This window comes from Arthrobacter sp. UYCu512, from assembly GCF_040547075.1.
GTDB lineage: Bacteria > Actinomycetota > Actinomycetes > Actinomycetales > Micrococcaceae > Arthrobacter.
Genome location: NZ_JBEPPA010000005.1, coordinates 202,576 through 226,623, shown reverse-complemented (window position 1 = coordinate 226,623; position 24,048 = coordinate 202,576). Strand labels below are relative to the sequence as shown.

Sequence of the window (24,048 nt, the reverse complement as noted above, 5' to 3'; positions counted from 1 at the left end):
GTAGAAGTCCTTCATTTCGACTTAGCCGGAGGGAAGGGGCAATATGGTATCCATGAGCCACACTTCTGCCGAAACTGTCACTAAAACTGCATCAGCAAGCGAAGAATCAGCAGCGCAGTTCTTCACGCTCTGGACCGTTTTCAAGCGCTCCGCCGAAGGCCTGCGCAGCGACGATGCTGCCGGCGAGTTCGACGCCCTCACCGCACGGCTGGCCGACGCCGGTGTGGTCCACCGCGGCAGCTATGACGTCTCGGCCATGCGCGCCGATGCCGACATTATGGTTTGGCTGCATGGCGCCGAGCCCGAGGCCCTTCAGCGGGCCGTCCGGGACATCCGCCGCAGCAAACTGTTCGCCGGCACCGAAATTGCCTGGTCCGCCATGGGTGTGCACCGCGAAGCGGAGTTCGCCAAAAACCACACGCCCGCATTCTCCCGCGGGGTGGAACCGGCAGAGTGGCTCTGTGTGTATCCCTTCGTCCGCTCCTACGAGTGGTACCTGCTGCCCGACGCCGAACGCGGGGCCATGCTTCGCGACCACGGCTTACTGGGCCGGGACTTCCCCCAGGTCATCGCCAACACGGTGTCCTCCTTCGCCCTCGGCGACTGGGAATGGATCCTCGGCCTGGAAGCCCCCGAACTGGTGGACCTCGTGGACCTGATGCGCCACCTGCGGGCCACCGAAGCCCGCCACCATGTCCGCGAAGAAGTCCCGTTCTACACCGGCCGCCGGGTGAACGCAGCCGAGATTGCCGAGGTCCTGTCATGAACCCGCTGAACCCCCAAGACACGGTTACCGCCGTCAACGCCGTGACCCAGGCCGGCCGGATGGCCCCCAAGGATTACGACGCCGTACTCCTGGCCTCCTTTGGTGGCCCCGAAGGCCAGGAAGACGTCCTCCCGTTCCTGCGTAACGTCACCCGGGGACGCGGCATCCCGGACGAACGGCTCGAGGAAGTCTCGCACCACTACCGCGCCAACGGCGGCATCAGCCCCATCAACCAGCAGAACCGAGACCTCAAGGCCGGCATTGAAGCCGAACTTGCCGCCCGGGGAATCGAACTGCCGGTGTTCTGGGGCAACCGCAACTGGGCGCCCTACGTCCCGCAGACCCTCCAGGACATTTACGACGCCGGGCACCGCAAGGTCCTGATGCTCACCACAAGCGCCTACTCCTGCTACTCCAGCTGCCGGCAGTACCGCGAGGACATTGGCATAGCACTGACCGAGACCGGCCTCGACGGCAAACTTGAAGTGGACAAAGTCCGGCAGTACTTCGACCACCCGGGCTTCGTCGAGCCGTTTGTGGAAGGCACCGCAGCCGGCCTGGCCGACGTCCGCGCCCGGCTGGCCGCGGCCGGTACCCCGGACGCACCGGTCCACATCCTGTTCGCCACCCACTCCATCCCCACCCGCGACGCAGCGGCGGCGGGCCGCTCCGACGCCGAACCGCGACAGTTCGAGGAGGATTCGGCCTACGTCGCCCAGCACCTGGCGTCCGGCACCGAAGTCATCCGCCGGGTCGAGGCAGGCAGCGGTGACACCGCCCCCTGGTCCCTCGTCTACCAGTCGCGCTCCGGCGCCCCGCACGTGCCCTGGCTGGAACCCGACATTAACGACGCCATCGAAGAGCTCGCCGGGAAGGGCGTCAAGGGCATTGTGATCGTTCCGCTCGGCTTCGTCAGCGACCACATGGAAGTTGTCTGGGACCTCGACACCGAGGCCCTGGAAACCTGCGCCACCCTGGGCCTCACCGCGACGCGCGTCCCCACACCGGGGACGCACCGGAAGTTCGTCAGCGGACTTGTGGACCTGATCAGCGAACGGACCGCAGCGAACAACATCGCCGACCGCCCGCACCTGACCAAACTCGGCCCCTGGTACGACGTTTGCCGCCCGGGCTGCTGCGCCAACTTCCGCGGCGAAAAGCCCACCATTTCGGGCGCGGACACCACCATCGGCACCGGCCACGCCCCCTACCCGGCGGCTCCCGCCGGTACCCCCGCTCCGGCGGCGGGACAGGATACGGCGTGAGCGTCAGGGTCGGAACCCGCGCCAGCAGGCTTGCGCTCACGCAGACCCAGCAGACAGCGGACCAGCTGACCGCCGTCGGCGGCTTCCCGATCGAACTGATCCACATCCGGACCGACGGTGATGTCCTCACCGGATCGCTGTCCCAGATGGGGGGTACCGGCGTCTTCGTCGCGGCCCTGCGCGACGCCCTGCTGCAGGACAAGTGCGACATCGCTGTGCACTCACTCAAGGACCTGCCCACCGGGGCAGCACTCGGGCTGACGCTCGCGGCGACGCCGAAACGCGCCGATGTCCGCGACGTGCTCTGCTCCCGCGACGGACTCAAGCTCGCCGATTTGCCGGCCGGCGCCGCAGTGGGTACGGGTTCCCCGCGGCGGGCGGCCCAGTTGCGATCCGCCCGCCCGGACCTGGACATCCGGGATATCCGCGGAAACGTAGACACCCGGCTGGGCCGTGTCCCCGGCCTGCCGGGCAATAGCACCGACGCTGTCGTTGAAGGAAAAAGCTGTGATCTCGACGCCGTTGTGCTCGCGGCCGCCGGGCTGCAACGCCTCGGCAGGTTGGCCGCCGTCAGCGAATACCTCGAATCCGCTGTTATGCTGCCCGCCGCCGGGCAGGGTTCGCTCGCGATCGAATGCCGCTCCGCGGATGCTCCGCGCAAGGCGGGATCCACCGACGGCTCACAGGGAGTGCTGGCGCAGGCCCTCGCCGCCCTCGACGACCCTGACACCCGGCTTGCGGTAACGGCTGAGCGGGCCCTCCTGGCCCGGCTGGAAGCAGGCTGCGCTGCGCCGGTGGGCGCCTATGCTGTCCGTAAGGGTAGCCGGCTGCACCTTGAAGCCGTGGTCTGTGCCGTCGACGGTACGGCCTCGGTCCGGGATTCAAAGGCCACGGACGGACTCACCGAGGTGGGTGCAACCCTGCTGGGGATCGAGCTTGCGGAAGTCCTGTTGGCCCGCGGTGCCGCCGAGATCGCGGACCTGGCAGCGTCCTGAGCCGAGAATTCCACCAGGTCATGGGAAGGCACAGCGGCGTCAAGGCGCCGGACGGCGCCCGGATCCTCGTCGCCCGCAGCCCGGACCGGGCAGCGGGCCTGGTCAGTGCCCTGCGCGGCGTCGGCGCCGAACCCGTGCTGCTTCCGCTGATCGATTTCGAGCTGGCCAGGGACCAGCATTCCCTGGATGTAGCCTTCGACGCCCTCGGTGCCGGTGCGTACGCTTGGCTGGTCGTCAGCAGCGTGACAGCTGTCCAGGCGCTCGAGGCCAAGGCCACCGAACGGGGTACCAACCTCGCTGCCTGGCTTCCGGGCAGCCTCATGGTCGCCACGATCGGACCCGCCACCCGGCACTACCTCGAAACCCGGGGAGTCGCCGTCGACCTGGCACCCGCCGGCCAGCAGTCCGGTGCGGGACTTCTCGATATCTGGCCCGCACACCAGGGCAGTGTATTCCTGCCGCAGGCAGATATCGCGGACCCCCGGCTCCGCCGCGGGCTGGCGGCCCGCGGCGCCTTCGTCCAGGCCGTGACCGCCTACCGCACCGTAGACTACCCGGCCGACCCGCGCCGGAGCCTGGCCTTCTGTCAGCCGGCAACACTCCCGGACCCCGGCCCGGACCGGCCCGCCGAAGCCGCTGTCCTTACCCCGGCGCAGGCGAAAAACGAAATCGACGCCGGTCTGCTGGACGCCGTTGTTGCTGCTTCCCCCAGTGCCGTCCGGCGCATCCACGAGGACCTTTCCCCGCTGGGCGCATGCCGGTTCGTGGCCATCGGACGCTCGACCGCCGCCCAGGCTCAGTCACTCGGCCTCAGCGTCGCCGCCGTGGCCGAGGAGCCCACCGCCTCCGGTCTGGTGGCAGCCGTTATTCGCGCGCTGGCCAAGGAATCGCCCCCACACCATCCGCCCGCAGAGCCCACAGCAAAGGACACCATATGAGCTTCCCGACCCACCGCCCCCGCCGGCTCCGCACCACCCCTGCATTGCGCCGGCTGACAGCCGAACACCGGCTCTCGGCCGCCGAACTCGTCCTGCCCGCCTTCATCCGCGAAGGGCTGACCGAGCCGAACCCGATTTCCTCGATGCCCGGCGTCCAGCAGCACACCACCGAGACGCTCAAACGCGCCGCCAGCGAGGCCGTGGAGCTCGGCGTTGGTGGCATTATGCTCTTTGGAATCCCCGCCGTCCGCGACGCCACCGGCACCGCCGCCCTGGACCCTGACGGAGTGCTTAACAAGGCCATCCGGGACGTCCGTGCCGAAGTCGGCGACGAGCTGGTCATCATGAGCGACGTCTGCCTGGACGAATTCACCGACCACGGGCACTGCGGAGTCCTCGACGCCAGCGGTTACGTGGACAACGACGCCACGCTGGAGATCTACGCCCGGATGGCCGTGGCCCAGGCCGAGGCCGGCGCCCACGTGCTCGGCCCGTCCGGGATGATGGACGGCCAGATCGCAGTCATCCGACAAGCCCTCGAGGAAGCCGGCCACACCACCACCGCCGTCGTCGCCTACGCCGCGAAATACGCCTCGGCGTTCTACGGTCCGTTCCGTGAGGCCGTTGATTCCCAGCTCACCGGTGACCGGCGGACCTACCAGATGGACGCCGCGAACCGCCGCGAAGCGGTCCTCGAAGTGGAACTGGACCTCGAAGAAGGCGCCGACATGGTGATGGTCAAGCCAGCCATGAGCTACCTCGATATCCTCGCCGACGTCGCCGCGATGAGTCCGGTGCCGGTCGCGGCCTACCAGATTTCCGGCGAGTACTCGATGATCGAAGCTGCCGCGGCCAACGGCTGGATCGACCGCCGGGCCGCCATCACCGAATCGGTACTTGGCATCAAACGGGCAGGCGCCAACATCGTCCTCACCTATTGGGCCAGCGAACTTGCCGGCTGGCTGAAAGAGTCCCGGTGAGCCCCGTGACAGGGTCCGATCCCGCTTCCGCGCCAAACCCCACCGCCCCGGTGGGCCCGGGGCGCATCCTGCTGGGCCTGAACACCTTCGGCGACATCGGGGTCTTCCCCGACGGACACCCCGTCCCGCACGCCCAGGTACTGCGCCAGCTGCTGGAGCAGGCCGAACTCGCTGACCAGGTGGGGCTCCATGCCTTCGGCGTAGGGGAGCACCACCGCCGTGACTTCGCCGTCTCCGCCCCCGAAGTGTTCCTCGCCGCGGCGGCAGCCCGGACCCGGCGCATCCGGCTCGGCTCCGCAGTCACCGTGTTGAGCTCCGATGACCCCATCAGGGTTTTCCAGCGCTTCTCCACCGTGGACGCCATCTCCAACGGCCGGGCCGAGGTGATGCTGGGCCGCGGCTCCTTTGTGGAGTCCTTCCCGCTCTTCGGACTCAACCTCGCCGATTACGAGGTCCTGTTCGAGGAGAAGCTGGAGCTCTTCGACAAAGCCCGCGCCCAGCAGCCCATCCACTGGGAGGGACGCACCAGGCCGTCCATCAGCGGTCTGAGTGCCTACCCGCCGCTGGAACACCACCTGCTGCCGGCCTGGATCGGCGTCGGCGGAACCCCTGAATCGGTGCTGCGCTGCGCCGAATACGGGTACCCGATCATCTTCGCAATCATCGGCGGAGAGCCGCGGTCCTTCGCCCCGCTGGCGAATCTGTACCGCGATGCGATGGCCAAATACGGCCACCCGATGCAGCAGATAGCCACCCATTCGCCCGGCCACATTGCTGCCACCGACGAGGAAGCACGGGAGGAGTTCTTCCCGCACTGGCTCGGCCAGCGCAACCTGATCGGTGCCGAGCGCGGCTGGGGTCCCGGCAATCGCGCCGAGTTTGACGCGATGTGTACCCAAGAGGGCGCCCTCTACGTCGGCTCGCCGGACACCGTCGCGGCCAAGATCGGCCTGCTCAAGCACAACCTCGGCGTGGACCGCTTCGACCTCAAATACAGCAACGGCACCCTGCCGCACACGGCGATGATGCGCTCGATCGAGTTGTTCGGCACCGAGGTGGCACCCCGGGTTGCCTCGTTGCTGGCCGGGTCTTCACCGCAGAACTGAAAGAATAGGAACCATGACTTCCAGCCACCCTCGCAACGAGGCACTCTTCGACCGCGCCCGCCAGCTGATGCCGGGCGGTGTTAACTCGCCAGTCCGTGCGTTCGGCTCCGTCGGCGGCACACCGCGGTTTATGGTCTCCGCCAAGGGCCCCTATCTGACAGATGCCGATGGCGCAGAATACGTGGACCTGGTCTGCTCCTGGGGCCCGGCACTGTTGGGTCATGCACACCCGGAGGTCCTCGCCGCGGTGCATGCCGCCGTCGACCGGGGGCTGTCCTTTGGCGCCTCGACGCCGGATGAGGCCAATCTCGCGGCTATCGTGCAGGAACGTGTTCCTGCCGCCGAGCGGGTCCGGATGGTCTCCACCGGCACCGAGGCCACCATGACCGCCGTCCGGCTGGCCCGCGGCTTCACCGGCCGGAACCTCATCATCAAGTTCGCCGGCTGCTACCACGGACACCTCGACGGGCTCCTCGCTGCGGCCGGCTCGGGCCTGGCGACTCTCGCGCTGCCGGGTTCGGCCGGCGTCACGGCCGCCACCGCAGCCGAAACCCTCGTCCTGCCCTACAACGACCTCGCCGCCGTCGAGGCCGCCTTCGCCCAGCACGGACCCAACATCGCCGCGGTCATCACGGAGGCGGCGCCGGCCAACATGGGCGTCGTCACCCCGGGTGAGGGGTTTAATGCCGGCCTGTCGCGCATCACCGGCGAGCACGGCGCCTTGCTGATCCTCGATGAAGTCCTGACTGGATTCCGGACCGGCTACTCGGGCTACTGGGGCCTCACTGGCGGTGCCGCCGGCGCGGCCCAGCCCTGGACCCCGGACCTGCTGACGTTCGGCAAGGTCATCGGCGGCGGAATGCCGGCCGCGGCCCTCGCCGGCCGCGCAGAGGTCATGGACTACCTGGCGCCGTTGGGCCCCGTCTACCAGGCCGGCACGCTCTCCGGAAACCCGGTGGCCATGGCCGCCGGCGTCGCCACCCTCACCCACGCCAACGCCGGAGTCTACTCCTTTGTGGACGCCCGCTCGCTGGAGCTCTCCGCGGCACTGTCCTCGGCACTGGGCGCGGCAGGGGTGGACCATTCGATCCAGCGGGCCGGGAACCTGTTCTCGGTGGCGTTTGGCACCTCGGCGCGCGGCGTGCACAACTACGACGACGCCCAGGGCCAGGAAGTGTTCCGCTACGCGCCGTTCTTCCACTCCATGCTCGACGCCGGGGTTTACCTCCCGCCGTCGGTCTTCGAGGCCTGGTTCCTCTCCGCCGCGCACGACGACGCCGCGATGAACCGGATCTTCGATGCCCTGCCGGCCGCCGCCAAGGCAGCGGCGGCCGCGAAGGCGTAGCTCCGGCGGGCCCCACGGCCCGTACTGCCCATCCGGTATCGAGCTTAAACAGCTGTGGGGCACCCGCCGCGGCGGGTGCCCCACATGCTTAAGCGGCAGTCCCGCGCTCTAGAGGACGTCCGAAAGGAATCCCTGCAGGCGTTCCGTGCGCGGATCGGTGAAGATCTGTTCCGGCGGCCCGGACTCGACGACGACGCCGCCGTCCATAAACGTCACGGTGTCCGAGACGTTCCGTGAGAAGCCCATCTCGTGAGTCACCACGACCATGGTCATACCACCCTTGGCGAGGTCGGCCATCAGCGCCAGCACACCCTTGACAAGTTCCGGGTCGAGCGCGGACGTAGCCTCGTCGAAGAACATCACTTCGGGTTTCATGGCCAAAGCCCGCGCTATCGCCACCCGCTGCTGCTGACCTCCGGAGAGATTGGCGGGGCGGGCATCCGCCTTGTGCTTGAGCCCCACGAGGTCAAGCTGGGCAACTGCCTCCTCGCGGGCCTGCTCCTTGGACATTCCGCGGAGCTTGCGCAGTGCCAGCGAGACGTTTTCCACCACGGTCTTGTGCGGGAACAGATTGAATTGCTGGAAGACCATACCGATCCGCCGGCGCAGCTCGTCGGGGTTGTCCTGAAGCACGGACTTCCCGTCGAGGAGGATGTCGCCCTGGTCGGGTTCGATCAGCCGGTTCATAACCCGCAGAAGCGTTGACTTACCTGAGCCGGACGGCCCGATAACGGAAGCCGTTGTGCCCTGCCCAACGTGCAGGTCGATGCCGCGGAGGACGTGGTTCGCCCCGAACGACAGGTGGATGTTTTTTGCTGTCAGCGACCCGGAAGCAAACTCGCTCATGCCGGGGCCCCCTTTCCGACCTTGGCGGCCGCGTCATCGGGTTCCTTTTTTTCCGGCCGGCCCGAACGCAGGCGGCCATCAATCCAGTTCACGAAGTGTGTTAATGGAACCGTCAGGGCCAGGTAGAAGACCGCCGCGGCAACATACGGGGACAGGTTCCCGCTGGTCGACGCCGCATCCTTGCCGATCTGGAAGATTTCCCGTTCCGAGGCCAGCAGGCCCAAAAGGAAAACCAGCGAGGACTCCTTGATCAGGGCGATGAACTGGTTAACCAGTGCGGGCAGAACCCGCCGGATGCCCTGGGGCACAACCACCAGCCGCATCGAGGGGCCATAGCCGAATCCCAGGGCGCGGGTGGCTTCGAGCTGTCCCTTGTCCACGCTCTGGATGCCGGAGCGGAAAATCTCACCGATGTAAGCTGCCGACATCAGCGACAGTGCCGCCACCGCCATCGGGTACGGGCTCGTCGATCCGGTCAGTTGCCGAATGATCGGACCGAAGCCGAAACCGATCACGAGGATCGTCAGCACCGGCGGCAGCCCACGCAGGATGTCGGTGTAGACACGCGCGATCCAGCGCACCGCAGCGTTCCTGGAGATACCCATCAGGGCAAGCACCATCCCGAGCAGCGTTCCGATGATGCCGGAAGTGATTGCCAGGACGATCGTATTCGGCAAGCCGACCGCGAACATCATGGGGATGACTTCGCCCATCGCCTTCCAGTCGAGGAAGGTGTCGCCAAGTTGTTTGAGAATATCCAGGAGGTTCATAGACGGCCCGGGCTACTTTGCCGGAATCTGGACGGCCTTGCTGCCCGGCTTCCAGCCCTGCGGGGTCTGCTCCGCCACGGTGGGACGGTCCGTGTACCACTCGGACGTCAGCTTGGTCCACGTGCCGTCGGCGATCACTGCATCCAGGCCGGCGTTCAGCGCCTCGATAAGGGCCTTGTTGTCCTTGTTCACGGCGTAGGCCGTGAAGTTCTGGGTATTTACGACCTTCTCGGCGATTTTGGTCTTGTCGCCTTCCTTGACCTGGCCTGTTGCCTGCTGGGACGGGGCCACCCACGCGTCCACCTGGCCGTTCTTCACGCTGGCGTAGACCGTGTTGTAGTCAGGGAAGCGGACAGGCTCAAGTTTAAGCGTGTTGGTGACGTAGTCATCCTGCACGGTGCCCTGGACGACGCCGACGCGTACGCCGGCCTTAAGGTCATCGAAGGACTTGACCTGGGCGTTGTCCTTTGTCACGACAGCCATGTAGCCGAAGTCGTAGCCATTGGTGAAGCCAACCGTTTCGCGGCGCTTGTCGGTCGTGGAAATCGAGGATGATCCGGCGTCGAACTGTTTGTTGTTGACTTGTGAGAGCAACGCGGAGAAGTCGGTTGAAGCGAATTCGACCTTGAGGCCCAGCTTGTCGACGATCGCACGCATCAGCTCGTTGTCGTAGCCGGTGAACTTACCGGAGGGATCGATGAAGATGTTCGGCGGCGCATCCGAGAGGGTGCCGACCCGCAAGGTGCCCTCGGTGATCAAGCCAAGTTTCGTCTTGTCGATCGTGTCCAGGGGAGTGATCTCAGCGGTCGTGTACTTGTCCAGCGAAGTCTGGTCGCTGCCGGCGAGTGCGTCAGTGGGTGAGCCGGACGGTTGCGCTGATCCGCCGCCGCAGGCCGCCAGGGACACAGCCACAGCGATCGCCACAGGAACAGTAGTCAGCCACTTCATGGCTTTGGTTTTCATCATGCAATCGCTTTCGTCAGGAGTGTGTGGTCCGCGGGGGCAACGCCGCGCCCGGGCGCAGGGCGCGGACGGCCCGGGGACAGCAAGCCGCAAAATATAAGTGTGACACCTGACCCGAAGGCGAATTCAAAGCGAATTTCTGCTCTCGATCTCCCTTCGATGCCGAATTAAGTTCATGCGCCTTAGTAGTGCCACGTTATCTGAGCCGTCCGGGCAGGGTGCGACGGAACGAATGACGTGCAGGCCCGGTCCCGCCCGGCGCCGCAAGGGCTGTGATTTCCGTCGCACTTGGCCGGTTTTCGGGGCGTTGAGGGCTATAGAGTGCCGCCATGCCCGTCAGTGTTTCGGCGCGTGACGTGCTCTTTGTCCTAGAAATCCCCGCGGCTGGCGTCTTCCGGCGGCAGCACCGGCCAGTCGCCCTCGATCACGGCGGCGGGTTTGGTTTTGCGCAGGTAGGTCTGAAAATCCGACGCCTGGGCCGAGGCCCACTCGATCTGGAGCTGGTGCAGGTGGCTGGCCGGCATCCGGAGCTTCGGGAACTTCCCTGCCATGGCGTCGAGCATACGGAGGGTGGCGAGGGCGTCCGCCGCTGAGGTGTGGGCATTGTCCAGGTTCACCCCGTACTCCTCGCAAAGGGCTGTCAGCGTGCGCTTGCCTTTGCGGTACCGGTCGACCTGCTTGTTCATGATGTACGGATCCAGGACGGGAAAACGGCTCAACTGCGGGACACCGTAGCGGGCCGATTCGGCGGCGAGCACGGTGAAGTCGTAGCTGGCGTTGAAGGCGATGACCGGCACTCCCCGGTCGAAGAGCTCTTGAAGCGCTGCGGCAACCTCCCGCGTCACTTCGGCGGCAGGGCGGCCCTCGCTGCGGGCCCGTTCTGTCGTGACGCCATGGATGTCACTGGCCTCGGTCGGGATCTCGACCCCCGGATCGGCGAGCCACTCGTGCTCGTTGATGATCCCGCCGTCGTTGTCCACCACAGTGATGGATGCCGTGACGATCCGTGCGGAGCGCGAGTTCCGACCTGTGGTTTCGAGGTCGAAGGCCGCGCGGGGGAGGGTGTTCCAAGTGCTCATGCATCAACGCTACCTGCTGCCACCGACAGGAACGCGCCACCGTTTGTGCCCGGCACGGCGTCGGCGGTGCCTACCGCGGCGGGTCCGGCCGGCGGGTTGGGGTGGGGCGGGTTGGGGTGGGTTGGGGCGGGTTGGGGTGGGGAGGACCGTCGGGACTGCCGCGCCGCTAGGCTGGAGTGATGAAAGCGGAGTATGTGGAGGCGGTGCTGGATGTGGTGGCGCTGATCCCCGCAGGCGCCGCGGTGGCCTACGGCGACATCGCGGAACTCCTCGGTTCCGGCGGCCCCCGCCAGATTGGCGCCGTGATGAGCCACCACGGCAGCGCGGTTCCCTGGTGGCGGGTCCTGAAGTCCAGCGGCGAGGCGCCTCCCGGACACGAACGCGAGGCCCTTGCCCGGTACCTCCGGGAAGGCACCCCGCTGCTGGGCGAGTACAAAAAGTACCTGCACTCCGGTGAGGGGCGTTTCCGGGTGGACCTGATGGCTGCCCGCTGGGCGCCGACGGGCAGTGATTTCGACGCCATCGACGCCGCCGCAGAGCGGCTGGAACGATCCTTGCGCAAACTGTCGGTCCCTGATGATGAAATGACTGTGTGAGCAACCCCAGCAAGAACGCCGAGTCCCGCCCGCCCGTCACACGGCCCGCAACATCTCCACCGGCTTCCCTGGCTCAGGCACCAGGAGGGTCCGAAGCCGGGACGCGCCGAGCTGCCAGGCCGGGCGGCTCCGGTTCCGCGCTCCGACTGCTGCCGCCAAAAAAACTGCACAACGCTGTGCCTGTGTTGTCGGCAGACCAGCTCGCCGCCGTCGACGTCCCACACGGCTCCGGCCCCGTTCTGATCCCGGGAGCGCCGGGAACCGGCAAGTCCACTGTGCTCGTTGAGGCCGCCGTCCGGCGGGCCCGGCGCGATGGACTCGATCCGGAACGGATCCTCATCCTCGCCCCCGGACGCCTTGCCGCCGATTCGCTCAGGGACCGCTTTACGGCCCGGCTGGACCGCAGTTTAAGTACGACGCCGGCACGCACCTGGGCTTCATACGCCTTCGATCTGATCCGGCGCGCCAAAGCGGAAGGGATCCTGCCGCTACCGCGTCCGCCGAAACTCCTCTCCGGCCCGGAACAGGACCTGATCATCAAGGAACTGCTGGAGGGCCACGCGGAGCCCGGACTTGAGCTGCCCTGGCCCGAGGACCTGGCGGCCGCACTGCTGACGCGGGGCTTCCGCCAGGAAGTCCGCCAGCTCTTTGACCGGATCATCGAATCCGGCCGGACGGCCGAGGACCTTGTGGTCCTGGCGCGACGTTGCCACCGGCCGGACTGGGTTGCCGCAGCCGGACTCTATGCGGAGTACCGCGACGTCCTGGACCTGCGGATGCCGGAATCCTTCGACCCGGCCGGCATCATCACCGCGGCCCGGCAGATCTTCCAGGACGAGCCGGACTTTCTGGCCGCTGAACGCGACCGGCTCCAGCTGATCCTGGTGGACGACATGCAGGAAGCCAACCCCGCCGTATTCGAGCTGCTCGCGGACATCGCCGCCGGCAAGGAAGCGCTCATTACCGCATCGCCGGACACCGTAGTCCAGGGTTTTCGCGGCGCCCGCCCGGACCTTGTCGCGGAGCTCCCCTGGTTGCTGGCCCCCGTCGACGGTGTTGTGATCGAACGGCCGCTCCGGACCGCGCACCGCCACAGCCCGGCGGTTGCTGAGGCCTGGCTTTCGGTTGCCGGACGGATCTCCAGCAGGGCCGGCGGGCAGTCCGCTCGCCAGCTCGAGCAGCCGCCCGCACCGGATCCGGACCCGGGAACCGCCGCCGGAGCCGTTGAAGCGCACCTGCTGCCGTCGCCGGTGCACGAACTGCGCTACGTGGCACAACGGATCCTGGAAGCCCAGCTCACCGACGGCCGCGACCTCGGTGACATCGCCGTGGTCGTGCGCAACGGCGGCCAGCTCAGCCAACTGCAGCGCTACCTCGCGGGTCAGGGGATCCCGGTCCGGATCCCGGTGGCGGAATCCGCTGTCCGCGACGAAGTCGCCGTCCGGCCCCTGCTCAATGCCTATGCCGTTGTGTTGGACCCTGCCGTACTCAGCCCCGAAGCGGCAGTGGCGCTGCTGACCTCGCGGATCGGCGGGGCCACCGCGATCGAGCTGCGGCGCCTCCGCCAGTCCCTGCGCCGGGAGGAGCTCCTGGGCGGCGGCGGCCGCACCAGCGATGTGCTCCTCGTCGAGGCCCTGCTGGAACCGGGCGCGCTCGGGACCCTCGGCATTGAGGGCACCTCTGCACGACGGATTGCACGGATGATCCAGGCTGGCCGGGTTGCCGCCCAGGCTCCGGGCGGCAACGCCGAAACGGTGCTCTGGGCACTCTGGAACTCCACCGGTCTTGCCGCGCGTTGGACCGAGGCGGCGCTGGCCGGCGGATCGGCGGGTGCCCGTGCTGACCGGGACCTCGATGCCATGATGGCCCTTTTCCACACGGCGGAGCGCTTTGTGGACCAGCTGCCCGGGTCCGGACCCGAGCAGTTCCTCGAGTACCTGCTCAGCCAGGAACTCCCGATGGACACCCTCGCGGCACGGGCCCAGCTGGAGGACGCCGTTGAACTTATGACCCCGGCCAGCGCTGCCGGCCGGGAATGGCCCGTCGTCATCGTCCCCGGCCTGCAGGAAGGCGTATGGCCAAACACCAGGCTCCGCGGCGAACTGCTCGGCAGCACACTCTTCGCGGACGCCGTCGAGCACGGCGTGGAATACGCCCTGCAACTGGATCCCCTCAGCAGGCTGCGCGAAATCCGCTACGACGAGCTGCGCAGCTTCTCCACTGCTGTGTCGCGGGCCAAGGAGCAACTGATCTGCACGGCCGTGTCTTCCGAGGATGAACAGCCGTCGTCGTTCCTGGACTACGTGGTGCCGCTCCGCCCCGGCCAGGACCGGCGCGCTTTCACCCAGGTTGAGCGCCCTCTTACCCTGCGCGCCCTCGTCGCCGAGCTGCGCCAGTACGCCCAGCTCGACGCCGGAACTCCGGAAGCCCTGGAAGCCTCCGACGTTCTTGGCACATTGGCCGCGGCTGAGCCCGCCGTACCCGGCGCGCATCCCGCGAGCTGGTGGGGGCTGGCCCCGCTGTCCACGGACGATCCCGTTGTTCCCCCAGGCGGCACTGTCTACGTATCGCCTTCGAAGGTGGAGGCGGTGCAGAAGTCGCCGCTGGACTGGTTCGTCCAGGCTGCCGGCGGCGAAGCCGCTACCGACTTTGCCCGCAGCCTGGGCACCCTGGTCCACGCCATCGCGCAGGACCTGCCCGATGCTTCGGGCGGTGAATACGTGGCTGAGCTCATCCGCCGCTGGCCGGCGTTGGGGATGAAGGACAACTGGGAAGGCAAACTGGACTTCCAGCGCGCCGAAACGATGGTTCGTAAACTTGCCCAGTACGTGCTGGTGATGCGCAGCGAGGGACGGTCCCTGGTCGGCGTCGAGCTGGACTTCGAAGTCAAGCTCCCGGACCTTGGGGCCGGGGACGGAGCGGCCGGCGCTGACCCGGGCGCCGACGGGGGCCCTTGGCCTGCCCGCCCGGCCGTGCTGCGCGGCCAGGTCGACCGGCTGGAGATCGACGCCGAGGGCCGGCTCGTTGTGGTGGACCTCAAGACCGGCAAACGGCAGCCGGGCAAAGCCGAGCTGGCGCGGCATCCGCAGCTGGGAGCGTACCAGGCTGCGGTGCTGGCCGGAGGTTTCGCCGGTTCCGACGACGGCCCGCCCCCGCTGCCCGGCGGTGCCGTCCTGGCCCAGCTGGGAACCGGCACCAAAAGCCCTGGCATCCAGTCCCAGGCAGCGCTGGACCCCGCGGAAAACTGGGCACTGGACATGGTTGGCGACGCTGCCCGGGTGATGTCCGGGAGCGCCTTCGAGGCCCGCCATGATCCGTCCAAAAGTGGCCACGGTGGCCACGGTTGCCGCCTTCCCGAAGTCTGCCCGCTGTGCCTGCGGGGAAAGCAGGTTACCGAATGAGCACCGAAACTGCCCGTCCCGCCGTTGCACCGGCAGCACTTCCAGTCCCCAGGTTCACCCCGGCGGAGCTCTCGGCCCTGCTGGGGGAGACCAACAGCCCTACAGCCGAACAGTCGCAGATCATTTCCTCACCCCTGTCACCGCGGCTCGTTATTGCCGGCGCCGGTTCGGGCAAGACCGCCACGATGGCAGACCGCGTGGTGTGGCTTGTCGCCAACGGCTGGGTCCGTCCGGAGGAAGTCCTCGGCGTAACCTTTACGCGCAAGGCGGCCGGCGAACTGGCCAGCCGGATCCGCGCCAAGCTGGCGGCGCTGCAGCGTATCGCCGCGTCCGACACGCAGAACCAGGTGTTCCCCGCCGGGCTGCTCAGTACCGATGCACTTGAACCCAAGGTCTCCACCTACCACTCCTACGCCAGCGGCATTGTGTCGGACTACGGGCTGCGGCTCGGCGTCGAACGCGACGTTGTGCTCCTCGGCGGCGCCCAGGCCTTCCAGCTCGCCAGCGAAGTCGTGGAAGCCTACGACGGCGACTACGAACACTTCCGATCCGCAAAATCCACCCTGGTCAAGGCAGTCATCCAACTGGCGGGCGAGTGCGCTGAGCATCTCCAGGAACCCGCTGGCGTCCGCCGCTGGCTGCTGGAGCGGGTGGCCGAGTTTGAGCAGCTGCCCTACCTCGCAACCGCCACAAAGAATCCCAGCCAGGCCGTCGCCGAGCTCAGCGGACTGCTGCGCACCCGGGCCAGCGTCGCGGACATGGTGGGGCGCTATACGGACGCCAAGCGTGCCCGCGGTGCCCTCGACTTCGGGGACCTCGTGGCCCTCGCCGCCCGTGTGGCCAACGAGATTCCGCTCGCCGCGGAAACCGAACGCCAGCGCTATAAGGTGGTGCTGCTCGACGAATTCCAAGACACCTCACACGCCCAGCTTGTCCTTTTCTCCCGGTTGTTCAGCGACGGCCATGCGGTCACCGCGGTGGGCGATCCCAATCAGTCGATCTACGGCTTCCGCGGAGCCTCCGCCGGCCAGCTCTTTCATTTCGTCCGCGAATTCCCGGCGCGGCTCGGAGCCGGCGAAAGACCAGCCGGCGTCGGTACCGGTGCCGACGCGGCAGACAGCACGGCGGGCTTTGCCCTCGCGCCGACGTCCTACCTCACCACGGCATGGCGCAACGGCCGGACCATCCTCTCGGCCGCCAACGTCATTTCCGCGCCGCTCAGCGCCGCCGCGGCCCGGACCGGCCCGGCCGGTGAACGGGACAAGGCCGGGGGTGTCGAGGTGCCGCCGCTGCAGCCCAGCCCCGCCGCGGTCCAGGGCCGCGTGGTGATGGGCCGGTTTGGCACCGATGAGGATGAGGCCGCGGCGATCGCGGGCGACGTGTTGAAATTCAGGGTGACAGACTTCAGCGGGACGGCAGGGGAGCCTGAACCGCCCGCCATGGCGGTTCTGTGCCGCCGGCGCGCCCAGATGGAATGCATTCGCCGCGAATTCGAAGTGCGCGGGATCCCCTATGAAATCGTCGGGCTCGGCGGTCTGCTGGACACCCCCGAAATCGTGGACCTGGTTGCGACCCTCCGGGTACTGGCCGACCCCGGACGGTCCGATTCGCTGATGCGCCTGCTGGCCGGGGCACGCTGGCGGATCGGGCCCGCGGACCTGATGGCCCTGCGCGACTGGTCCAGCTTCCTGGCCCGGCGCCGCGGCCGCCCCGGCGCCGCTGACGACGACGTTACCGTTGACGACGGCGCGGAGGCGGTGGTGATCGAGGGCGACCTCACGGACGCCGCGAGCCTGATCGAGGCACTCGACTGGCTCCCGCGTGCGGGCTGGACCTCCGTGCACGGCCGCCAGCTCGGTGCCGAGGCGCTGGAGCGTCTCCTCCGGCTTTCGGCGGAGCTCCGGCAGTTGCGCGGCTATATGGGTGACGACCTGACCACCCTGCTTGGTGAGGTGGAGCGGGCGATGCTCCTGGATATCGAGGTCGCCGCACGGCCGGGGATCAGCATTCACCAGGCCCGCCGCAACCTGGACGCCTTCCAGGACGCTGCTGCCGGCTTCCTGCACACGTCCCAGCGGGTGGATGTGCTGGCGTTCCTGGCCTGGTTGGAGGCCGCGGCCGCCGAAGAGAATGGCCTGGATGCCGCGGCGCCCGAAGTGAACCATGAAGCCGTGCAGCTACTGACGGTACACGCTTCCAAAGGCCTGGAATGGGATGTGGTATTTGTGCCCGGGCTCAATGCCGGGGCCTTCCCGAGCAGCCGGGACTCGCGCTGGAGCAGCGGCAGCGCCGCACTGCCCTGGCCGCTGCGCGGGGACCGCTCGGACCTTCCGCAATGGGACCTCGACCACCCTGACCAAAAAGGCTGGCTCGACGCCGAAAAGGACTTCAAGTCCGCCGTGCAGGTTCACGGCGAGGCCGAGGAACGTCGGCTCGCGTATGTGGCCTACACACGCGCCAAACATGTGCTCTGGGTTTCCAGCGCCGCCTGGGTCGGCTCGCGGGCCGGGATGGCGGACATGTCGCCGTTCCTGGCCGAACTTGAGGTGCTCGCCGCCGGCGGCGCCGCCGTGATCCACCCGTTGTCCGTCAGCGAGGAGTCATTGCCGCAGGAGAGTCCGTTGACCTCGGAACTGGAGGTCGCGGGGTGGCCGTATGATCCGCTGGAGGGGCCCGTTGATCCTCGCAGCGGCGCCCGGCTGCGCCTCATTCCCGGCCGGCGGACGGCCATGGAGTCCGCTGCCGGGCGGGTGTTGGGATCCATGGGTCCGAAAGTGCCGCCGGATGCCGGGCCGGATGCCGACGCCGGTGTCGCCGGAGCAGACACACGCCGGCAGCTGCGTGGCCCCGCGGCCGGGTGGGCGGACGAGGCAGCGACCCTGCTGGAGCGCCGTTCCCGTCGGAGCACGGTGCAGGACGTTCACCTGCCGGGGCACATCTCCGCGTCCACCCTGGTGGATCTCGAGGACGACGCAGGCTCCGTCGTCGCAAGGCTGCGCCGCCCGGTACCGCGGGAGCCGGGTATGTCGGCCCGCAAGGGCACCGCATTCCACGCCTGGGTCGAAGAGTACTTCGGCGCAGCCGGCATGCTGGACCTGGAGGAAGCTGCCGGTTCCGATGGCCACATCGATGCAGCCTACGGGCTGGACAGTATGGTCGAGACGTTCCGCCAGTCCGAGTGGGCCGATCGCGCCCCGGCGTACGTGGAGGTTCCGGTGGAGACCCGGGTCGGTGATGTGGTGGTCCGGGGCCGGATCGATGCGGTCTTCCGGGACTCCGACGGCGGGTGGGATCTGGTGGACTGGAAGACCGGCCGCCGGCCGTCGGCCGTCCAGTTGAAGACCAAATCTGTCCAGCTGGCCGTCTACCGGCTGGCCTGGGCCCGGCTCAAAGAAGTCCCGCTGGACCAGGTTCGGGCGGCGTTCTACTACGTGGCCGACGACGCAGTAGTCAGGCCGCACGATCTGGGTTCGGCCGAACGGCTCGAACAAATCGTCGCCGCTGCCCTCGGAACCGGCTAGCGGGTCTTCGGCTCGACGATCGCGAGCGAGGTCGTGGAGGTGTCGTCGGCCGGGTTCGCCGCCTCCGTCACCGGGGCGGCTTCGTCGGCGGGGGCGGTTTTGTCCCCGCCCACGACGGCGATCGACTGGGTTGAGGAGTCCTCGATTGCGCCCGCGGGGGCCGGTTCGTCGGGGATTGCAGTGACGGAGACGCTGGCTCCTGCGGTGCCAGCGGGCCGGTCGACGTCCGCGGCACTGTCGTTCGCTGCATCGTCCGCACCGGCGGTTCCGAGGGGGATCGGTGTGACCAGGACGGCGGGTGCGGCGCTGCCCGCCGGAACAGCGGCAAGCCTTGAATCCGGTTCCGGGGCCGGTACGGGCTGGGGGAGCGGTTCAACGCTGATCGGCTGCCCGCCGTGTTCCGCGACGTCCTCGGCGAGTGCGGTGAGCATGGATTCCGCCTCGTCGATCATGTCCTGGTTTGCGGCGGCGATGCCCTTAACGAGGTACTGCGCCAGGGCGAATTCGGCGGACAACGCCGCTCGCCGCAGCAGGTGCGCGTCCGGTACGTCGCGCCGGGAAGAGGTGTAGTGGGTTAGTACGGCTTCCACAAATTCATGGTCGTTGGACGCGACCAGCCAGGCCATGTCATCGGCCGGGTCGCCGATCCGCAAGTCTGTCCAACCGGTCACGGCGGTCACACGGTCGCCGTCCACCAGCAGGTTGTCCTCGTGCAGGTCGCCGTGGACAACACACGGATTGAAGCGCCACAGGGACACGTCTTCCAGGGCGTGTTCCCAGCGTCGCAGCAGCAGCGCGGGAATCATGCCGGTGGTCGCGGCCTGGTCCAGTTCGTTGAGGCGGCGCTGACGGAACTCGTTCGGGGTGTAGCTTGGCAGGTCGGCGTTGCTGACCAGTGAGTGGGGCAAGTCGTGGATGGCGGCGAGGGCCGCCCCGATTTCGCGGGCCACGGCCGATGATGCGGCGCCGAGTTCCTCGACTGATCGGGTGGATCCGGCCAAATGGGAATACACGAACGTGCTCAGCGGTCCCTGTCGGACGGTCCCGGCGACGGTTGGCATCAGGAAAGGAAGCTCTGCCCGGACGCCGGGGGTGAAAGCGCGCAGTATCAGGAATTCAGTTTCCAGGCGGGCGCTGGCCTCGGCATGGCGCGGCGAGCGGACGCGCCAGCGCTTGCCCTCGGAATCCAGCAGGAGTGCCGAATCGAAGTCTGCCGGATCGTCGGGCGCAGAGCTGACGGCGGTCGGTGTCAGCCCGGGCACTGCCGCGGTTGCCACAGCTGCCAGTTCGATTGGTTTTCTTCTCACGCTCCCACGGTAGATTGAGCGGCGCCCAAGACGGCGATGCAGCACGGCGAGTCTGAAAGATCGGGAATAATTTGCGGTGTGGTGCCGCGGTGCCGCGTGCGTCTCCGCGTGTGGCTGCCCACATACGGGGCGAACAAATGTCAATTGTCAGCGGGAGTCAGTACGGTAGGTACATGAGTCTTGCGGAGAATTCGGCACCAGAGAACCACCCCCGCGACGCCGCCTCAGCCTCCCCGCCTGCAGCCTTGGCCGCCAACCTGCTTCACGACGCAATTCTTCCGGTCCGCCCGGCGCTGATTGACCGCGGTTCCGCAGCACGGCTGAAGCCGGGAATGCTCGAGGAGCTCATCGCTGGCGGCGGCGCCCGGGCCATGGTGCTCTCCGGCCGGCAGGCCCTCATCGACGGCAGCAGCCTGGTGCTGCTGGACGCGGCAGAACTTGCCCGCCACCTGAAGGACACGGCGTACGCCCCGGAGCAGCTGATTTACCTGGGAATGGCACTGCCCGGATCGGACCTTGCGGCGGGCACCCAGTTGGTCCTCTTTATCCTGCCGCAGCAGTTCGAGGTTCAGGCCGAGGAATTCGAAGCCCACATCGCCGGCATCCCCCGGGGTGCGCAGTGGGCGGGATTCCGCGAAGTGGCCGCCGCCCTGAACCCCGCGGACACCGCCCTCTTCATCGAAGCCAGCGCCATCGCCAACTGGCATGCCACACATACCCACTGCCCGCGCTGCGGCACCGCTACAACGACGGAGAGCGGAGGCTGGGTCCGCCGTTGTCCCGCCGACGGATCGGAACACTATCCGCGCACCGATCCGGCCATCATCGTCACAGTGGTGGGTCCGGACGGCCGGCTGCTGCTCGGCGGCGGCGGCCCGCTCGATGCGAAGAACTATTCCACCCTGGCCGGCTTCGTCGAACCGGGGGAGTCGCTGGAGCAGGCAGTAGTGCGCGAGATCGGTGAGGAAGTGGGCGTGCGGGTCTCCGCCTGCCAGTACCTCGGTTCCCAGTCGTGGCCCTTCCCGGCCTCGCTGATGCTCGGTTTCACGGCCACCACCGCGGACGCAGAAGCCACACCCGACGGCGTCGAAGTGACCCGGGCACGCTGGTTCAGCCGAAGCGAACTGCAAGCGGCAGTACTCAGCGGAGAGATCGTCATCTCCAGCAGATTGTCCATCGCCCGTGCCCTGATCGAACACTGGTACGGCGGGCTCATCCAGGACCGTGCGGACAACGTATGAGGAGCCCCTCCTGACCACCTGCACCGGCATCCCCGCGCTGAGGGTCCCGCCGCGTATCCACCGCACACCCTCAAACGACTGAGCAGCAACAGTGAACAAAGATCTCTTCCAGTCCAGTGACTTCCCGGCAGTTCGGCCAGACGACCGCCCGGATGCCGAGCCTCCGGCGCCGGACAACCGTTCCCTTGAGGAACGCATCCTCGGCGGCCTGGACGCTGAACAGCGGGAAGTTGCCAGTACCCTGCAGGGCCCCATGTGCGTCCTCGCCGGGGCAGGCACCGGCAAGACCCGCGCCATCACCCACCGAATCGCCTACGGGGTGCACTCCGGCGTCTACAACCCGCAGCGGCTGCTGGCTGTCACCTTCACCTCGCGGGCCGCGGCGGAAATGCGCAGCCGACTCCGGGACCTCGGTGTCGGGAACGTTCAGGCCCGCACGTTCCACGCCGCCGCGCTGCGCCAACTCCAGTTCTTCTGGCCCCAGGCCGTTGGCGGCGTCCTGCCAAACCTGCTGGACCACAAGGCCCAGATGATTGCCGAAGCGGCACGGCGGTTGCGGCTCAGCACCGACCGCGCGTCCATCCGCGATTTGGCCTCGGAAATCGAGTGGGCCAAGGTCTCCATGCTGACGCCCGCCAACTACCTGGAGAAAGCCCAAGGCCGCGGCGCCCCGGGCGGCTTTGACCTGACCGCCGTCGCCCGTGTCTTTCAGTCCTACGAGGACGTCAAAACGGACCGGAACGTAATCGACTTTGAGGACGTCCTGTTGATCACTGTGGGCATCCTGCAGGAGGACCCGAAAGTCGCAGCCACCGTCCGGGAGCAGTACCGCCACTTCGTTGTTGACGAGTACCAGGATGTTTCGCCGCTGCAGCAGCGGCTGCTGGAGTTGTGGCTTGGCGGCCGGGACGAGCTCTGCGTCGTCGGGGACGCCAGCCAGACCATCTACTCCTTCACGGGCGCCTCGCCGAAGCAGCTGCTTGGTTTTAAGGCCCAGTACCCTCAGGCCGCAGTGGTCAAGCTGATCCGCGACTACCGCTCCACCCCGCAGGTGGTACGGCTCGCCAATGAGTTGTTGGCCGGCCGGCGAAGCGCCGGGCCAGCCGCCGACGCTGCCTGGGCCACGCCTCTGCAACTCGTGGCGCAGCGCCCGACCGGACCGGTGCCGCAATTCACCGAGTGTTCCGATGACGAAGCCGAAGCCGCAACCGTCGCCGTGAAGGTCCGTGAACTCCTTGACGCCGGCACTCCGGCCAGCCAGGTCGCCGTGCTGTTCCGCACCAACGGGCAGTCCGAGGCCTATGAGCAGGCACTGGCCTCGGCCGGTATCGGCTACCAGTTGCGCGGCGGTGAACGGTTCTTTGCCCGCAAGGAGGTCCGCGACGCCATCCTGCAGCTGCGGGCGGCTACCCGGGCCGTCTCCGAAACGGCCAGCCCCGAGCCACTGGGACAGTTAGTCCGCGACATCGTCGCCTCGCTCGGCTATACGGACTCGGCTCCGCACAGCGGCGGCGCGCTCCGGGAACGCTGGGAATCGCTCGCTGCGCTGGTTGCGCTGGCCGACGAACTCGTGATCAGCCGCGGCGGAGCGTTCACCCTGGCGGATTTCGTCAATGAACTTCAGGAACGCTCCCTGGCCCAGCACGCCCCCACCGTCCAAGGTGTCACGCTTGCCTCGCTGCACGCCGCCAAGGGCCTCGAATGGGACGCGGTGTTCCTCGTGGGGCTCAGCGAGGGTCTGATGCCGATCTCCTTCGCCGACAGCCCCGAATCCGTGGATGAGGAACGGCGCCTGCTGTACGTGGGGATCACCAGGGCCAGGGAACACCTGTTCCTGTCCTGGTCCACCGCGCGCACCCCGGGCGGCCGCGCCAACCGAAAGCCCTCGCGGTTCCTCGACGGCCTGCGGCCCGACTCTGTGGCCAGCTCCTCGGTCCGCGGCAAGGGGGCCGCGCCGCGGCGCAAGGCGGCCGTGCCCGCTACCTGCAGGGTCTGCGGCACCATGCTCTCCTCCGGTGCCGAACGCAAGGTGGGCCGGTGCAACCAGTGCCCGCCCAGCTACGAGGAGCAGACTTTCGACGCGCTCCGGCAGTGGCGCAAGGAAAAAGCGCTCGAAGCCGACGTCCCGGCTTTTGTGGTGTTCACCGACGCCACGCTGACTGCCATTGCCGAAGCACGGCCGGACTCCCTCGAACAGCTCGCCACTCTTCCCGGGGTGGGGCCGTCGAAGCTGGAGAAGTACGGCGAGGCAGTCCTGGCAGTGCTGGTCGAAAGCACCACACTCTAGTGGCCGGGAGCACCACGCGGGCAAGCGGCCCGGCAGCGTCCGCACCCACACCCCTCACCACCACCGACGGCTCGCCGGTGGAAGTGCGGCGCTCCGCGCGTCGACGCCGGACCGTTGCCGCCTTCTGGGAAAACGGCACCGCAGTTGTCGCCATACCGGCCAGCTTCAGCCGGGCCCAGGAACGCGAGTGGGTGCACCGGATGCTTGAGAAGCTGCGGCGCCAGGGGGAGCGCAGCGCCGGGCGACGCCGTCCGCGAAACGATGCCGCCCTCGGGGCGCACGCCGCCGCACTCTCCGCAAAGTACCTGGGCGGCCGGGCCGAACCGTCCTCGGTCCGGTGGGTGGGCAACCAGAACTCCCGTTGGGGGTCCGCGACGCCGTCGGAAGGGACCATCCGGCTCTCTGACAAGCTTCAGCCCATGCCGCAGTGGGTCATCGACTATGTGCTGTTGCACGAATTGGCGCACCTGCTGGTCGCCGGCCACAACGCGGCGTTCTGGCGTTTGCTCGAGGCCTACCCGGAGACTGCCCGGGCCAGGGCCTTCCTTGAGGGGGTTTCTTTCGCGACATCGCGCGGCCTGGCGCCCGGCAGCACAGACAATGGCACGGACGGCACAGCCGCAGGCGTTTCCTGCGGATAGC

The 24,048-nt window shown here is 67.8% G+C and carries 18 protein-coding genes; 13 read left to right on the top strand and 5 right to left on the bottom strand.

From position 1 onward, the window contains the following. Positions 1 to 52 precede the first annotated feature (52 nt). From hemQ to hemL, 7 genes are read left to right on the top strand one after another with little or no spacing between them, the layout of a single operon-like run. Positions 53 to 766 carry a hydrogen peroxide-dependent heme synthase gene (gene hemQ, locus ABIB49_RS07415; protein WP_226776134.1) on the top strand — a complete coding sequence of 238 codons (714 nt, stop codon included), beginning with the start codon at positions 53 to 55 and terminating at the stop codon, positions 764 to 766. Next, positions 763 to 2,031, top strand: a complete 1,269-nt coding sequence (locus ABIB49_RS07410; protein WP_226776135.1) for a ferrochelatase — start codon at positions 763 to 765, stop codon at positions 2,029 to 2,031. The genes hemQ and ABIB49_RS07410 overlap by 4 nt, the downstream gene beginning before the upstream one ends. Continuing rightward, positions 2,028 to 3,026 carry a hydroxymethylbilane synthase gene (gene hemC, locus ABIB49_RS07405; protein ID WP_226776136.1) on the top strand — a complete coding sequence of 333 codons (999 nt, stop codon included), beginning with the start codon at positions 2,028 to 2,030 and terminating at the stop codon, positions 3,024 to 3,026. The genes ABIB49_RS07410 and hemC overlap by 4 nt, the downstream gene beginning before the upstream one ends. 20 nt (positions 3,027 to 3,046) lie before the next feature. Then, positions 3,047 to 3,964: a uroporphyrinogen-III synthase gene (locus ABIB49_RS07400; protein WP_226776137.1), complete on the top strand. Its 918-nt coding sequence runs from the start codon at positions 3,047 to 3,049 to the stop codon at positions 3,962 to 3,964. Continuing rightward, entirely contained in the window at positions 3,961 to 4,944 is a 984-nt protein-coding gene (hemB, locus tag ABIB49_RS07395) for a porphobilinogen synthase (protein ID WP_282359634.1), read from the top strand. Before ABIB49_RS07400 ends, hemB begins: the two co-directional genes overlap by 4 nt. Beyond that, on the top strand, positions 4,941 to 6,050 hold the full coding sequence (locus ABIB49_RS07390; protein ID WP_283481010.1) for an LLM class flavin-dependent oxidoreductase: 1,110 nt from the start codon (positions 4,941 to 4,943) through the stop codon (positions 6,048 to 6,050). Before hemB ends, ABIB49_RS07390 begins: the two co-directional genes overlap by 4 nt. A 13-nt stretch (positions 6,051 to 6,063) precedes the next feature. Further along, a complete protein-coding gene (hemL, locus tag ABIB49_RS07385) occupies positions 6,064 to 7,395 on the top strand; it encodes a glutamate-1-semialdehyde 2,1-aminomutase (RefSeq protein ID WP_226774984.1) in 1,332 nt (443 codons plus the stop codon). A gap of 108 nt (positions 7,396 to 7,503) precedes the next feature. Here the strand turns inward: hemL and ABIB49_RS07380 are convergent, their stop codons facing one another. The 4 genes from ABIB49_RS07380 to ABIB49_RS07365 all read right to left on the bottom strand — a co-directional run bounded on the left by ABIB49_RS07380 (position 7,504) and on the right by ABIB49_RS07365 (position 11,053). Next, positions 7,504 to 8,241: an amino acid ABC transporter ATP-binding protein gene (locus tag ABIB49_RS07380; RefSeq protein WP_226774983.1), complete on the bottom strand. Its 738-nt coding sequence runs from the start codon at positions 8,239 to 8,241 to the stop codon at positions 7,504 to 7,506. Further along, complete coding sequence (locus tag ABIB49_RS07375) at positions 8,238 to 9,002, bottom strand: amino acid ABC transporter permease (RefSeq protein ID WP_226774987.1); 765 nt, start codon at positions 9,000 to 9,002, stop codon at positions 8,238 to 8,240. The genes ABIB49_RS07380 and ABIB49_RS07375 overlap by 4 nt, the downstream gene beginning before the upstream one ends. A gap of 21 nt (positions 9,003 to 9,023) precedes the next feature. Then, positions 9,024 to 9,974, bottom strand: a complete 951-nt coding sequence (locus tag ABIB49_RS07370; RefSeq protein WP_283481012.1) for a substrate-binding periplasmic protein — start codon at positions 9,972 to 9,974, stop codon at positions 9,024 to 9,026. Positions 9,975 to 10,342: 368 nt separating this feature from the next. Then, entirely contained in the window at positions 10,343 to 11,053 is a 711-nt protein-coding gene (locus ABIB49_RS07365; protein WP_226774982.1) for a 3'-5' exonuclease, read from the bottom strand. Positions 11,054 to 11,232: 179 nt separating this feature from the next. On the opposite strand from ABIB49_RS07365, the gene ABIB49_RS07360 reads away from it, so the two are divergent. From ABIB49_RS07360 to ABIB49_RS07350, 3 genes are all read left to right on the top strand, one after another. Continuing rightward, positions 11,233 to 11,649, top strand: a complete 417-nt coding sequence (locus ABIB49_RS07360; RefSeq protein WP_226773808.1) for an MGMT family protein — start codon at positions 11,233 to 11,235, stop codon at positions 11,647 to 11,649. A 182-nt stretch (positions 11,650 to 11,831) separates the two neighbouring features. Continuing rightward, complete coding sequence (locus tag ABIB49_RS07355; protein WP_349358556.1) at positions 11,832 to 15,050, top strand: ATP-dependent helicase; 3,219 nt, start codon at positions 11,832 to 11,834, stop codon at positions 15,048 to 15,050. Continuing rightward, positions 15,047 to 18,571 carry an ATP-dependent helicase gene (locus ABIB49_RS07350; RefSeq protein ID WP_283479239.1) on the top strand — a complete coding sequence of 1,175 codons (3,525 nt, stop codon included), beginning with the start codon at positions 15,047 to 15,049 and terminating at the stop codon, positions 18,569 to 18,571. The genes ABIB49_RS07355 and ABIB49_RS07350 overlap by 4 nt, the downstream gene beginning before the upstream one ends. Here the strand turns inward: ABIB49_RS07350 and ABIB49_RS07345 are convergent. After that, positions 18,568 to 19,878 (bottom strand): macrolide 2'-phosphotransferase, encoded by a 1,311-nt coding sequence (locus tag ABIB49_RS07345; protein WP_283479240.1) that lies wholly within the window; start codon positions 19,876 to 19,878, stop codon positions 18,568 to 18,570. The two genes, ABIB49_RS07350 and ABIB49_RS07345, sit on opposite strands and share 4 nt — an antisense overlap. Positions 19,879 to 20,051: 173 nt before the next feature. Between ABIB49_RS07345 and nudC the strand changes: the two genes are divergently transcribed. The 3 genes from nudC to ABIB49_RS07330 all read left to right on the top strand — a co-directional run bounded on the left by nudC (position 20,052) and on the right by ABIB49_RS07330 (position 24,047). Further along, positions 20,052 to 21,119: an NAD(+) diphosphatase gene (gene nudC / locus ABIB49_RS07340; protein WP_282359632.1), complete on the top strand. Its 1,068-nt coding sequence runs from the start codon at positions 20,052 to 20,054 to the stop codon at positions 21,117 to 21,119. A 196-nt stretch (positions 21,120 to 21,315) separates the two neighbouring features. Continuing rightward, positions 21,316 to 23,406 (top strand): ATP-dependent DNA helicase UvrD2, encoded by a 2,091-nt coding sequence (locus tag ABIB49_RS07335; protein ID WP_226773818.1) that lies wholly within the window; start codon positions 21,316 to 21,318, stop codon positions 23,404 to 23,406. Beyond that, positions 23,406 to 24,047, top strand: a complete 642-nt coding sequence (locus ABIB49_RS07330) for a M48 metallopeptidase family protein (RefSeq protein WP_282359631.1) — start codon at positions 23,406 to 23,408, stop codon at positions 24,045 to 24,047. Before ABIB49_RS07335 ends, ABIB49_RS07330 begins: the two co-directional genes overlap by 1 nt. Position 24,048 lies beyond the last annotated feature (1 nt).

What these genes read in the sequence shown, in the direction of transcription:
- hemQ (WP_226776134.1), top strand. Translation starts at nt 53, where the DNA reads ATGAGCCACACTTCTGCCGAAACTGTCACTAAAACTGCATCAGCAAGC.
- ABIB49_RS07410 (WP_226776135.1), top strand. Translation starts at nt 763, where the DNA reads ATGAACCCGCTGAACCCCCAAGACACGGTTACCGCCGTCAACGCCGTG.
- ABIB49_RS07400 (WP_226776137.1), top strand. Translation starts at nt 3,047, where the DNA reads ATGGGAAGGCACAGCGGCGTCAAGGCGCCGGACGGCGCCCGGATCCTC.
- hemB (WP_282359634.1), top strand. Translation starts at nt 3,961, where the DNA reads ATGAGCTTCCCGACCCACCGCCCCCGCCGGCTCCGCACCACCCCTGCA.
- hemL (WP_226774984.1), top strand. Translation starts at nt 6,064, where the DNA reads ATGACTTCCAGCCACCCTCGCAACGAGGCACTCTTCGACCGCGCCCGC.
- ABIB49_RS07380 (WP_226774983.1), bottom strand. Translation starts at nt 8,241, where the DNA reads ATGAGCGAGTTTGCTTCCGGGTCGCTGACAGCAAAAAACATCCACCTG.
- ABIB49_RS07370 (WP_283481012.1), bottom strand. Translation starts at nt 9,974, where the DNA reads ATGAAAACCAAAGCCATGAAGTGGCTGACTACTGTTCCTGTGGCGATC.
- ABIB49_RS07365 (WP_226774982.1), bottom strand. Translation starts at nt 11,053, where the DNA reads ATGAGCACTTGGAACACCCTCCCCCGCGCGGCCTTCGACCTCGAAACC.
- ABIB49_RS07360 (WP_226773808.1), top strand. Translation starts at nt 11,233, where the DNA reads ATGAAAGCGGAGTATGTGGAGGCGGTGCTGGATGTGGTGGCGCTGATC.
- ABIB49_RS07350 (WP_283479239.1), top strand. Translation starts at nt 15,047, where the DNA reads ATGAGCACCGAAACTGCCCGTCCCGCCGTTGCACCGGCAGCACTTCCA.
- nudC (WP_282359632.1), top strand. Translation starts at nt 20,052, where the DNA reads ATGAGTCTTGCGGAGAATTCGGCACCAGAGAACCACCCCCGCGACGCC.